This window comes from Pseudomonas sp. BIGb0164 (genome assembly GCF_024810135.1).
GTDB lineage: Bacteria > Pseudomonadota > Gammaproteobacteria > Pseudomonadales > Pseudomonadaceae > Aquipseudomonas.
In genome coordinates this window covers 801,216-814,237 of sequence record NZ_JANUEA010000001.1, presented here as the reverse complement: position 1 = coordinate 814,237, position 13,022 = coordinate 801,216, and the positions used below count along the sequence as shown (strand labels likewise).

The following is a 13,022-nucleotide window of genomic DNA, read 5'->3' as shown; positions in this document are numbered from 1 at the left end:
TTCAGAGACGGGGTTCGTCGTTGGTTTCAAACACCGGCGTGCGTTGTTTGGGCGCCATGCGCTTGCTGGCGAACACCACCAGGGCTTGATACGCAGCGGGCAGGCAACGGGCGAGCAGGTCGAGGAAATAGGCATCGCGGCCGATCAACACGCGGCGTTTGTTTTTGCGCACGCCTTGCAGGATGACCTTGGCGGCTCTGTCGGCATCGGTGATGAACAGCTTTTCGAAGTCGGCGCGGGCCTGTTGCTCGCTGTGGATCAGAAATCCGGTCATGTTCGCGTCGATACGGCTGCTGCGACAGATATCGGTGCGAATGCCACCGGGGTGTACGCAGGTGGCCGAGACACCGCTGCGTTGCAGGTCGAGTTCCTGGCGCAGGGATTCGGTGAAGCCGCGCACGGCAAACTTGGTGGCGTTGTAGCCGCTCATGCCCGGTTGGGCGAACAGCCCGAACACGCTGGAGGTGTTGACCACATGGCCTTCGCCACTGGCTTTAAGGTAGGGCAGGAACGCCTTGGTACCGTGCACCACCCCCCAGAAATTGATGCCGACGATCCATTCGAGGTCGGCGTACTCCACACCTTCCACGGTACTCGACAGCGCCACGCCAGCATTGTTGAAGATCAGGTTGACGCGACCGTGGTCGGCCACACAGCGTGCGGCCCAGGCTTCCATGGCCTGGCGATCGGACACGTCCAGCACCTGGGTGGTGATGGTGACCGGCGACAGCGTCGAGGTCTTGATCAAGTCGAGTGTCTGCTCCAGCCCCTGGCTGTTCTTGTCGGCCAGGGCCAGGTGGCAACCTTCCCGCGCCAGGGCCAATGCCAGTGCACGGCCCATGCCGGACGCCGCACCGGTAATCGCCGCCACGCGGCCGTTGAATGACTTCATGACAGGCTGCCTTCTGTGGTGGAGTGGGGCGCCGGGGCAGGGCGTGGGGCTGGGCTGACGGGCAGCAGGTCTGCCACATAGTCTTTGAGCGCGAACTGCCGGGTGACCTGTTTGAAGCGCCAGGTGGAGCCGGGCCACAGGGTGGTGTTCTTGCCGGTGCGCGGGTCGAGGTACCAGCTCTGGCAACCCCCGGTGTTCCAGATGGTGCGCTTGAGTTTGTCTTGCAGTTGCCGGTTGTAGGCCAGCTCAACGGCCGGTTTTACATCCACGGTGGCGATGCGGTGCCGCTGCATCTGCTGCAGTGCATCGAGGATGTAGGTGACCTGGGCTTCGATCATCAAGATCATCGAGTTGTGCCCCAGGCCCGTGTTGGGGCCGACGATCAGGAACAGGTTCGGGTACCCCGGCACCGTGGTGCCTTTGTAGGCATGGGCGCCGTCGTGCCAGGTGTCCATCAGGTCGATACCGTCGCGCCCGATGATGCAGTCCCGGGGTAGTGGGTCGGTGGCCTGGAAGCCGGTGCCGAAGATCAGGCAATCGGCCGGGTGCTTGATGCCATCGGCGGTAATCACGCCATCGGCCTCGATGCGCAGTACCTTGTCGGTCACCACCTCCACATTGCTGCGCGAGAGGGCCGGGTAATAGTCGTTGGAGATCAGCACGCGTTTGCAGCCGATGGTGTAGTCCGGCGTCAGGGTCTTGCGCAGGGAAGGGCGGGCCACCTGTTTATGCAGATGGCGTTGGGCAATCTTTTGCACCATTTTCATCAGGCGAGGGTGCAGGGCAAAGCCCACCACACGGCCTTCCAACGCCCAATAGAAAGCGCCGCGCACCAGGCGCTGGGTGAACGGCAGGTGTTTGAAAGCCCAGCGTTCAAAAGGCGAAATCGGCCGGTCGGGCTTGGGCATGATCCAAGGCGGCGTGCGCTGGAACAGATCCAGGTGCGCCACCTGCGGTGCAATCTGCGGCACGAACTGGATGGCGCTGGCACCGGTGCCGATCACCGCCACGCGTTTGCCTTTCAGTGAATAGTCATGGTCCCACTGCTGGGAATGGAAGCGCTTGCCCTTGAAGGTGTCGAGCCCCGGAATATTCGGCAGTGCCGGGCGCGACAGCCCGCCCATGCCCGACACCAGCACCCGCGCACTGACCTGGCGGCCATTGTTGAAGGTCAGTTGCCAACGCTGTTGCAGCTCATCGAACACCGCACGCTGCAAGCCCATGCCGAAGCGAAGGAAGGGTGCCAGCCCGAAACGCGCCGCACATTGCTCAAGGTAGGCGCGGATCTCCGCCTGCGGTGCGAACTGCCGGGTCCAGTTCGGGTTGGGCGCAAACGAAAACGAATACACGTGGGATTGCACGTCGCAGGCACAACCTGGGTAGTGGTTGTCTCGCCACGTGCCGCCGAGGCTGTCGGCCTGTTCGGCAATGAAGAAGTCGGTGAGGCCGGCTTCCTTGAGTTTGATCGCCATGCACAGGCCGGCAAAGCCTGAGCCGATGATGGCGATGTCGATTGAATCACTGTGGGCATTCATAGGCTGTCCTTCGTGGGCATCAGATGTGCTCCTGTTTTTTGTTTTGTCTTTTAGATAGAACACCATTGCAAAGAAAAATTGAATTATTTATTTTAAAAAAGATTTTAAATAATCTACCTGAAAATATCGCCTACGCTAGGACCTTGTTCCGCATGTGCGACTTGTCCGACGGACGAGCACGGTATGCATGAAGTTTAGGTCCAGGGTGTGGACGATGGCTGAGGCCTTGATCAATACCGATCAGGTCGCCAGCAGCAGGGAAGCAGAGGACCGAGCTATGGCTGTTGAATGGGTTATTGCTGCGGCTGTGTTGATAGGCGCGAGCGCCGTGTTGTGGGGCTTCAGTGCCTGGATGACACGGCGCATCGAAGCGGCTGTTGCGATCAACGGGCGTTTCGTCGAGGTCGATGGCGAGCGTTTTCATTATGTAGAAGAGGGCAAGGGCCCACCGCTGGTGATGATCCACGGGCTGATGGGCAGCAGTCGCAACCTGACGTATGCCTTGTCTGCCCAATTGCGCGAGCACTTCCGGGTGATCACGCTGGATCGTCCGGGCTCCGGCTATTCCACCCGGCATGCCGGCACGGCGGCGGACCTGCCCGCCCAGGCCCGGCAAATCGCCGCGTTCATCAAGACACTGGACCTGGACAAACCGCTGGTATTGGGACACTCCCTCGGTGGGGCAATCTCCCTGGCGCTGGCGCTTGATCACCCGCACGCCGTTTCCGGGTTGGTCCTGGTGGCGCCGCTGACTCACCCCCAGCGCATGCTCCCGCTGGTGTTCCTGTCTCTGGCGGTGCGCCCGGCCTGGCTACGGCGCTGGATGTCCCACACCTTGACCATGCCCGTCGGGCTGCTGACTAAAGGTTCGGTGGTCAAGGGCGTGTTCGCCCCCGATGCCGCGCCCGCCGACTTCGCCACCCGGGGTGGCGGGTTGCTCGGAATGCGGCCTGACAACTTCTATGCCGCCTCCACCGAGATCAACCTGGTCAACGATGCCTTGCCCGAGATGGTCAAGCGCTACCCCCAATTGACCCTGCCGATCGGCCTGATCTATGGGGCAAAAGACCGGGTGCTGGATTTCCAGAAACACGGCCAGGCCCTGGCCAGCAAGGTGCCAGGGTTGAAGATGCAGGTGGTGGAAGGGCGTGGGCATATGTTGCCGATCACTGCCACAGAGCGCGTCGCCGCGCTGGTGCAGCAGGTGGCCAAGCGTGCTCGGCCGCCTGAAAGCGCCACGGTGTTGCACCCGCCGTTTGCGTTGGCGAGTAAATAATTTTGTGGTTCGGTTCGCGGTTCAACGGCGTCGATGCCTGCTTTAGACACCTGACCAAACGGCTGAAAAAGAGACTGCTCGGTCACGTGAAAAAGGCTCCGAAAAAGTAGTTGACGACCTAACGATTCCGCGCTATTTATTTAAAAAAATTATTTGAATGTCTTATTTGAAATAATTTTTGAAATGCCTAAGAGCGAATAAAATAATGAAAAAAACGTCTTTTATCGCATGGTTGATTTCTCGGGGCAGTCAGCGCTCCGTGTACCTGTTTACTGCTCACATTCATTCCCTGCCAACCCGCTGCGTACGGTGGCTGCCATGAACCAGACCCTGGCCGCACCGCACGTCTGGACCGACGGCAAACGTCACCTCTGGTGGCTTGGCATCATGCCCCTGGCAACCCCGTTGCTCTCCGGCGCTCTGGCAATCACCACCGGCGTACAGCAACTGTGGTGGGTTGGTGTGCTGGTGATCTTCGGCTTGATCCCCTTGATCGATGGCCTGCTGGGCGAAGACGTCAGCAACCCGCCCGAGTCCGCTGTCAGCAACCTCGAATCCCAACGCTACTACCGCTGGATCGTCTACACCGGTGTGCTGTTCGTCATCTCTTCGGTGGTGATCACTGGCTGGTTGGCGGCAGGCGGCATCGACTGGATCATCAACGGTGGCCTGCTGCACGCCACGGCTGCGCTCGATCCTGCCAGCTGGGGGGCGAAAACCGCCGCCTTCATTACCGCCCGCACCGAACTGCACGGCGAAATCAGTTGGTTCACCTATCTGGGCATGGCCATGTCCACCGGAGCGGCTACGGGGATTGCCATCAACACTGCCCATGAACTGGGCCACAAGCCCAACCCGCTGGAAGTGTTCCTGGCCAAGGTCACCCTGGCGCCTACTTTCTACGGACACTTCTACACCGAACACAACCGGGGTCATCACGTACGTGTGGCCACGCCGGAAGATCCTGCCAGCTCGCGCCTGGGTGAGAGTTTCTGGGCGTTCCTGCCACGCTCGGTATGGTTCAGCGCACGCTCGGCCTGGAACCTGGAGCGCGAACGCCTGCGCAAACTCGGCCTGCCGGCCCTGCACTGGAAGAACGCCGTGCTCACCGCCTGGATGTACAGCGTGGTGTTGTGGGGCGCGATGATCCTGTGGCTTGGGGCGGCGGTGATTCCGTTCCTGATCATCCAAGGCATCTACGGTTTCTCGCTGCTGGAAGTGGTCAACTATGTCGAGCACTACGGTCTCAAACGCCAGAAGTTGCCCAACGGTCGTTATGAACGTTGTTCGCCACGGCACTCCTGGAACAGCAACCGTATTGTCACCAATATCTTCCTGTTCCAACTGCAGCGGCACTCTGATCACCACGCAAACCCGACACGCAGTTATCAGTCGCTGCGTCACTTTGATGAATCGCCACAACTGCCGTATGGCTACGCGAGCATGATTGTCTGGGCCTATGTGCCGTACTTGTGGCGACGTCGCATGGACCACCGGGTGCTTAACCATTATGCCGGCGATATCACCCTGACCAATCTTCAGCCGTCACAACGTTTGAAGTACCTGGAGAAATACGGCAACAGCGCCAGGCCGTTCTGATGTGAATTTAAAAGTTGTGGGCGTACTCGGGGTCTGTGTATCGCGCAGGTCTCTTACGCCCAAGGTTTACCGGTTTCGTGGCAAGCAAGTTGTTTGACCCTACAACAATAATTTCAAGGGAAGGACGTACACCATGCAAAACCCTGCCAAGTTCACCACGCACATTGTATTGGCCGCCCTGGGCCTGATCGTTTACCACCAGGCCCAGGCTGCCCGTATCGAACCGGCCGGCAGTGCCTTCACCGCCCAGGGGCCGATCAGCTTTTCCAAGGGTGCCCTGATCAGCGCCGACTGCACCATCAAAGTGGCCGGCAAAGTGGCGGCCGATGGCTCATCGGTCAATGTCGATAAAGTTGAATTCGACGGTGGCCTTAAGTGCAGCCGGGTCGAAGCCACCAACTTGCCGTGGATATTAGTGGCCAAAGATACCAAGAGCGGTTCCATGTCGAAGATCAGCGTAGATGTTCACGCCTTTGGCCTGGGCGGCAAGTGCGGCCCTTCCACCGCTGACGGTACGTGGGATAACGCCACCGGCAAGTTGGAAGCGGCCAATGTACCGATTGGCGAAGACTGCAAGATCAAGACGGTGTCGATCAAGATGCCGCCTAACTTCAAAGTTGTCGAATAAGACTGTCCGACTGTTGTAAGCGGTAATTGAATTGAGATTTGGCTGGAAAGGGAAGTTCTGCAGTTTCACCGTGACCTCTCGATCATGGCCATTACCCCTGGCGAAATGAATTCGCCATAACATGTGAGGAAAAACAATGAAAAGCTTGAAAACTCTCGTGTCGTTGACTGCTTTGGCTGTTTGCATGGGCGCTGCTTCCATGGCTTCCGCACAAAGTTTCAGCCCCGCTAACCAGTCGTTTACGACTAACTCGGGTGGCACGATTACAGTCAAGTCACCTTCTTCATTTGGTGCAGCGGTAACTTGTAATATCTCGTTCACCGGTAAAGTGCGTGCCGATGGTTCGGCGGCAGATATTACTGCTGCTACTGTCAGCGGCTCTAACCAACTCTGCTCCCTGCCTCACCTGACCAACTTGCCATGGGTGCTGTCGCCAGCCGGCACCGTGACCAATGTGGGTTACACCATTGCAGCCATTCCGCCACTGATCCCTGCCACCAACTGCGGTCCATCCACTATTGCCGTGGCGCTGTCCAACGTGACCGGTGGCGCAGCACTGAGCGCTACCAACCAACCGCTCTCGGGTAGCTGCACCGTGGTGACCCTGAGTGTCACCGCTCCAGGCGTCAGCATCGTTCCTTGATAGACGTACTCCGTAAAAAGGGCTGATCACCCGTTGCAGGGCAGGCGCCTCTGATGAGGCGCCTGTTTACGGCAGATGAGTTGGGCCTACGAGCTGAGGCTCCTGGCGAAATGGATCGCCATGAATGTGAGGAAGGAATAATGAAGCGCTTGAACGCCTTCGTTTTTATCGGCTCATTGGCGCTGTGCTTCGGTACTGCATCGATGGCCCATGCTGGAGTTTTCAGCCCTGGGGGAGTGGCATTTACCTCCAGTCCGGGCGGCACCGTGACGATCAAATCGCCCAGTACGTTTGGTGCGCCGATTACCTGCAATATTCAATTGTCCGGCCTGGTGCGCGGTGATGGTTCAGCTGCCGACGTTCTCAGCGCAACCCTTTCGGGCAGCAATGCTTTGTGCAGGCTGCCAACCCTGAATAACTTGCCTTGGGTGCTGACGCCTCCCGCTTCATCGGGTGGCACCGGAGGCCTGGCTAACGTGGGTTACACCATTGCGGCCAGTTCTCTTCCTGCTACGAATTGCGGCCCTTCATCGATTGTCGGTGTGTTGGCCAATGGCGCAGGCGGCGTTGACCTCTCTGCAGCAAACCAGCCGCTTTCCGGCTTTTGCACGGTGGTTTCGCTGAGTGCTCATATTCCCAACATCACCATTGTTCCTTGAGGTGCGTGTCGCACGGTAAGGAGTGTTTTTGCCTTTTAAAAGGCAAGCCAAGTCGCAAGACGAGCCGGCTGGGGCCGGTTCAGTGAGATAACAATAAGGAGTGCCGCATGAATAATAAAAAACAACAGGTACAGGTTCTGCTGGGCTTGGCATTAATGGGGGGGGTGATGATTGCCGCGCCGGTCCAGGCCGGTGGTTTTTCCACACCGACCTATGGCGCCCCGGGCTGGGGTCGTGCTTTTGGTGGTGGTTCGCTGTTCAAGAATGACCCCAGTTCGGCGTACAACAACCCGGCAGCGATGGCATTCGTAGAACACAATGTGGCGCAATTTACGGTCGACTATGCCCGTATCAAGATCAAGTACAAAGGCGAGGCGAACGATTATCTCGGGCAGCCGATTACCAATACACCGGTAGCGCCCGATGGGAGTTTCGATCCGGGTAACCGCATTGCCAACAACAATGACGGCGGCCAAGGTGGCTTCACGGCGTGGTTGCCGACGGGGTTCATGGTGATGCCACTGGGCGACAGGTTTGCTTTCGGGTTGTCGCAGGTTGTGCCACAGGGCATGCGCTCAACCTGGAATGAAGACTCCAAGCTGCGGGATTTTGCCGTCGATACCAAAATTGAAACCGTGGGGCTGACAGGGTCGCTTTCGTTCAAGGTCCGCGACGACTTCTCCATTGGTGGCGGGATCATCGTTCAGCACAGTAAGGGTTTTGTCAGCCAGAACATCGATTTGCTGTCTGCCGCGTCCAACTCGCAATCGCCGCTGCTGGGGAGCATCGATTTTCCATCGGGGGTGGGTGGCGCGCTGATGCGGGTCAAGGTCGACAATATCTCCACGGGCTGGTTTACCGGTGTCGTCTGGAAACCGACCGCGCAAGACAGTCTTGGCCTCAACTACCACGCCAAGATCAAAAACAAAATGACCGGCAAGTACAACATCCGTGCCGATCAGTTCTCCTACAACCTGATGACTCAGCCCAGCCCATTCGGTGGCAGCGGGACCCTTGTAGAAGAAGCCTACCCTGGACTGAAACTGTTCCCGGACGGAGCACATGCCAGCACCCAATTGGATATCCCGGCCACTGCGGCCTTTGACTGGGTCCACCAGTTCAATGACCGTTTCACACTCGGTGTCAGTGCTGTGTGGACTCAATGGTCATCCTTCAAGGACCTGACGCTCAAGTCCGGTGACATTCAGATCGTCTCCATTCCCTACAACTATCGTGATTCCTGGATGTATTCGGTGGGCGGTGACTTCAAAGCCACCGACGAGTTGACGTTGCGAGCCGGTGTCGCTTCCGACCAGACGCCAACCCGTAACTCCACCCGGGATCCACGGATTCCGGACGGTGATCGCTACTTCCTGTCGCTGGGTGCAGGTTATGAGGTCAAGGCCATTCCTGGCTTGTCGCTCGATCTCGCGTACTCCCATCAATTTGTGCAGGAGGTCAACTTGAAGACCAAGAACGTGGATCGACTCGGTGGCGCCAGCCTGAACGGCAAAGCTGAGTCGTCGGGGGATGTGGTGGCTGTTTCGGCGACCTACGCGTTCTGAACCAATAACGCACTATCGAGGATGAAGCGCTAAGCGCATCTTGGCGCTTTTATCCGCGTTTACCTGCGCCGACGGGGCGCTCCGCGTCCCGTCATTCTCCTTTTCAACGTGATGAGCAAGGCTGACCGGGTCGGCCAACTTTTTTGCCTACGCATTAAATAAAAATTTCAAAACAAAATTTGAATTTAGTTTTCCAAGTTTGTAGTGTGGCTTTACACCGCAGCGCATTTCGATCTGCCTGCGCATTGGCCGTACCCTGAATCGAGTAGAGGTATCCCCATGGTTATCTGGTTATTGGTGGGTTTCGCAGCCGCGATTGCCCTGGCGTATCGACAAGCAGCCGCCACCCTGTGGCTGGGCGCTGGCCTGATCTGGCTGGCGGTGGGCTATCTGTTCAATGTGATCGCCACGCTTGGCATCACGCTAACGGCGGTGCTGGTCATCGCACCGGCGTTGTTGATGGCCATCAAGCCCCTGCGCCGTGCGTTGGTGACGAGCAAGGCGTTGGGCCTGTTTCGCACCATCATGCCGGCCATGTCCGACACCGAACGCGCGGCCATCGAGTCCGGCACCGTGTGGTGGGACGCCGAGCTGTTCAGCGGCAAGCCCGATTGGCAGCGCCTGTTGCAAGCGGCTCCGGCCAGCCTCAGCGCCGAAGAGCAAGCCTTCCTCGACAACGAAGTGGAAACCCTGTGCGACATCGCCAACGACTGGGAAACCACCCAGGTCTGGCAGGACATGTCCCCGGAGGGCTGGCAGTACACCAAGGATGCCGGTTTCCTCGGCATGATCATTCCCAAGCAGTACGGCGGCAAAGGCTTCTCCCACTACGCGCACTCCCAAGTGGTGATGAAGCTGTCGACGCGCTGCTCGGCGGCGGCGATTTCGGTGATGGTGCCCAACTCTCTGGGCCCGGCCGAGTTGCTGTTGCACTACGGCACCGATGCCCAGCGTAACTATTACTTGCCGCGCCTGGCCCGGGGTGAAGACATCCCGTGCTTTGCCTTGACCAGCCCGTATGCCGGCTCGGATGCGGGCGCGATCCCGGACCTGGGCATCGTCTGCAAAGGCACCCACGAAGGCGAAGAAGTGCTGGGCTTCAAGGTGACCTGGGACAAGCGCTACATCACCCTTGGTCCGATTGCCACGGTGCTCGGCCTGGCCTTCCGTGCCGAAGACCCGGACGGTTTGCTTGGCGCACCCGGTTCACTGGGCATCACCTGCGCGCTGATTCCAACGTCCCATCCGGGCGTCAACAGCGGCCGTCGCCATTGGCCACTGAATGCGGTGTTCCAGAACGGCCCGACCACCGGCAAGGATGTGTTCATTCCGTTGGAATGGGTGATCGGCGGCCGCGAACAGGTGGGCAACGGCTGGCGCATGCTGATGGAATGCCTGGCGGCGGGCCGTGCGATTTCCCTGCCATCGGCCAACGTCGGCCTGGGCAAGGTGGCGGTACGCGGGACCACGGCCTACGCAGCGATGCGTAAGCAGTTCGGCCTGCCCATCGGCAAGTTCGAAGGGGTACAGGCGCCGCTGGCGCGCATGGCCGGGCATTTGTACGCCTGCGACGCGGTGCGCAAGGTGTCGGTGGCGTCCCTGGATGCCGGTGAAAAACCGTCGGTGATCTCGGCGATCGCCAAGTACCACGTCACGGAACGCGCGCGCATCATCGTCAATGACGGCATGGACATCGTTGCCGGCAAAGGCATTTGCATGGGGCCCAACAACTTCCTGGCCCGTGCCTACCAGCAAAGCCCCATCGCGATCACGGTGGAAGGCGCGAACATCATGACCCGCTGCCTGATCATCTTTGGCCAGGGCCTGATCCGTTGCCATCCCTATGTGTTCCGCGAAATGGAAGCGGCGCGCAACCCGGATCGGCGCAAGGCGCTGGAAGCCTTCGACAGTGCGATGTTCGGCCACGTGAGCTTTGTGCTGGCCAATACCGTCCGCGCTGCGGTGCATTCGCTGACCGGTGGGCGGCTGATTTCGGCACCGGCCAAGACCGACCCGGCGCTGGCGTCCTACTACCGCCAGGCCAATCGGCTGTCGGTGGTGCTGGCATTGATCTCGGACGTGTCCATGGGCGTGCTGGGCGGTGCGCTTAAGCGCAAGGAAAGTATCACCGGACGGCTGGGGGACATTCTGTCACAGCTGTACATTGTGTCCTGCGTGCTCAAGCGTTTTGAAGATGACGGCCGGCCCCAGGCCGACCTGCCGCTGGTGCACTGGTCGGCCCAGGATGCGCTGTTGCGTGCCCATGAAGCCTTGGCCGAAGTACTCGACAACTACCCTTCGAAAGCCGCAGCAGCGGTGGTGCGCGGCTTGAGCTTCCCGCTGGGTATTCCCCTGCGCAAACCGTCGGACCGCTTGCTGGCCCAGGTGGCGGACGTGGTGCAGACCCCGGGTGAGACCCGCGACCGCCTGCTGGCCAATTCCTACATCCCGCGTCCGGAAATCGACAAGCTGGCTTACGGCGAATTGGGTTTCCGCCTGCTGCCGCAGGTGGAACTGATCGACGCGCGGCTCAAGTCTGCCGTGAAGCAGGGCCTGATCGAACCGATGCCGATTTCCGCCACTGCGTTTACCGCCTGGCGCGTCAAGGCGCGGGCGCTGGACCTGATCAGCGACGACGAAGACGCCTTGCTGGGGCGCTACGTGGAGTACGCCGACCATGGCATCCAGGTCGACGACTTTCCGCAGGATTTCGGTTTGCTGGAAGCGTTGCAGCAGCGCAAGCAAGCCTTGGAACCAGCGGTAAAACGTCGCAACAGCCAGAGCGAAAATGCCTCGGTCAATTGAGTGGTACTGAATGAACACGGTCACTGTGGGACCGGGTTTACATGGTCAGCATGCGTTGTGAGTGAATGTCTTTATGAGTGACAGCTACCTTTCCTTCGTCAATTCCCCCTGGGGCCGACGCCTGGCCCAGGCCGTGGGCCTGCCGCAACCGCTGCCGCTGCAACGCCATCGCAGCGGCCAGCAAGGGCTGGTCAACCCGGTGATCATCGCCGGGGCAGGGCGCCTGGTCGATCAGGTGCAACAGGTGTTCAAGGCCACCGACACCGTGGCCGCCACCCCGGCGACCCTCAAGGCGCCGTCCACGGTCAAGGTGCAGGGCGCGGTGTTCGATGCCAGTGGCGTCACCGATTTGCAGCAACTCGACGAGCTCTACGTGTTCTTCCACGCCAACGCCAAGCGAATTGGCCACCATGGACGTGTGGTAGTGCTCGGCACGGCGCCGGAACAGTGCAAGGATTTGCCCCAAGCCATCGCACAGCGCGCCCTGGAAGGCTTGGTGCGGTCGCTGGCCAAGGAACTGCGCCGGGCGATCACCGTGCAATTGATCTACGTGGCGCCGGGCGCCGAATCAGCGCTGGACAGCAGCCTGCGCTTCTTCCTGTCGCGCCGTTCGGCCTACGTGTCCGGGCAAGTGGTGCGCCTGGAAAAAGCCGTGGACGGCAACAGCGCGATCAACTGGGAAAAACCCTTTGTCGGTCGCCGTGCCTTGGTCACGGGTGCGTCCCGTGGCATCGGCCTGGCCATCGCCCAGGTGCTGGCACGCGAGGGTGCCCACGTGGTCTGTGTGGACGTGCCCCAAGCCCAGGAGGCCTTGCAGCAGGCGGCCAGCAGTGTCGGCGGTTCGGCGTTGCCGCTGGACATCACCGCCGCCGACGCGGCTTCGCTGCTGCAAGCCCATGTCAGCCAATACGGCGCGTTTGATGTGGTGGTGCACAATGCGGGTATCACCCGTGACAAGACCATCGCCAAAATGACCGAAGCGGCCTGGCGCAGCGTGCTGGCGGTGAACCTGGAGGCGCCGCTGCACTTGAGCAACGCCTTGCTGGACAGCCAGGGGCTGAACCCGGGTGGGCGCATCGTGTGCGTATCGTCGATTTCCGGTATCGCCGGCAACCTGGGGCAAAGCAACTACGCCACCTCCAAGGCCGGCGTGATCGGCCTGGTGCAAGGCCTGGCGCCGAAGGCGGCCGCGCAGCAGGTGACGGTCAACGCGGTGGCGCCCGGGTTTATCGAGACCCAGATGACCGCGAAGATCCCGCTGATGATCCGCGAGGCGGGGCGGCGCATGAACTCGCTGTCCCAGGGTGGCCAGCCGATCGACGTGGCCGAGACCATCGCCTGGTTGGCGCACCCGGCGTCCGGCGGGGTCAATGGCCAAGTCGTACGCGTGTGCGGCCAAAGCCTGCTGGGAGCCTGAGCC

At 60.2% G+C, this 13,022-nt stretch carries 10 protein-coding genes; 8 read left to right on the top strand and 2 right to left on the bottom strand.

All coding sequences use genetic code 11. The features are described 5' to 3' along the window. Window position 1: 1 nt before the first annotated feature. Window positions 2-892: an SDR family oxidoreductase gene (locus M2394_RS03550; RefSeq protein WP_259171646.1), complete on the bottom strand. Its 891-nt coding sequence runs from the start codon at window positions 890-892 to the stop codon at window positions 2-4. Continuing rightward, entirely contained in the window at window positions 889-2,427 is a 1,539-nt protein-coding gene (locus M2394_RS03545) for an NAD(P)/FAD-dependent oxidoreductase (RefSeq protein ID WP_259171645.1), read from the bottom strand. Before M2394_RS03545 ends, M2394_RS03550 begins: the two co-directional genes overlap by 4 nt. Window positions 2,428-2,704: 277 nt before the next feature. Here M2394_RS03545 and M2394_RS03540 point away from each other — a divergent pair, with 277 nt between their 5' ends. The 8 genes from M2394_RS03540 to M2394_RS03505 all read left to right on the top strand — a co-directional run bounded on the left by M2394_RS03540 (window position 2,705) and on the right by M2394_RS03505 (window position 13,019). Next, a complete protein-coding gene (locus M2394_RS03540) occupies window positions 2,705-3,703 on the top strand; it encodes an alpha/beta fold hydrolase (RefSeq protein ID WP_178922428.1) in 999 nt (332 codons plus the stop codon). Window positions 3,704-4,021: 318 nt separating this feature from the next. After that, window positions 4,022-5,302, top strand: coding sequence for an alkane 1-monooxygenase (locus tag M2394_RS03535; RefSeq protein WP_178922430.1), 1,281 nt, complete (start codon window positions 4,022-4,024; stop codon window positions 5,300-5,302). A gap of 133 nt (window positions 5,303-5,435) precedes the next feature. Then, window positions 5,436-5,930, top strand: a complete 495-nt coding sequence (praA, locus tag M2394_RS03530) for an alkane oxidation protein activator PraA (RefSeq protein WP_176995769.1) — start codon at window positions 5,436-5,438, stop codon at window positions 5,928-5,930. Window positions 5,931-6,066: 136 nt separating this feature from the next. Next, window positions 6,067-6,573: an alkane oxidation protein activator PraB gene (praB, locus tag M2394_RS03525; RefSeq protein WP_178922432.1), complete on the top strand. Its 507-nt coding sequence runs from the start codon at window positions 6,067-6,069 to the stop codon at window positions 6,571-6,573. A 140-nt stretch (window positions 6,574-6,713) separates the two neighbouring features. Further along, the gene (gene praB / locus M2394_RS03520) at window positions 6,714-7,232 is read left to right on the top strand and encodes an alkane oxidation protein activator PraB (RefSeq protein WP_178922434.1); all 519 of its coding nucleotides are present in this window, start codon (window positions 6,714-6,716) and stop codon (window positions 7,230-7,232) included. A 107-nt stretch (window positions 7,233-7,339) separates the two neighbouring features. After that, on the top strand, window positions 7,340-8,797 hold the full coding sequence (locus tag M2394_RS03515; protein ID WP_178922436.1) for an outer membrane protein transport protein: 1,458 nt from the start codon (window positions 7,340-7,342) through the stop codon (window positions 8,795-8,797). Window positions 8,798-9,076: 279 nt separating this feature from the next. After that, a complete protein-coding gene (locus M2394_RS03510; RefSeq protein WP_259171644.1) occupies window positions 9,077-11,602 on the top strand; it encodes an acyl-CoA dehydrogenase in 2,526 nt (841 codons plus the stop codon). Window positions 11,603-11,675: 73 nt separating this feature from the next. Continuing rightward, window positions 11,676-13,019 carry a 3-oxoacyl-ACP reductase gene (locus M2394_RS03505; RefSeq protein WP_259171643.1) on the top strand — a complete coding sequence of 448 codons (1,344 nt, stop codon included), beginning with the start codon at window positions 11,676-11,678 and terminating at the stop codon, window positions 13,017-13,019. Window positions 13,020-13,022 lie beyond the last annotated feature (3 nt).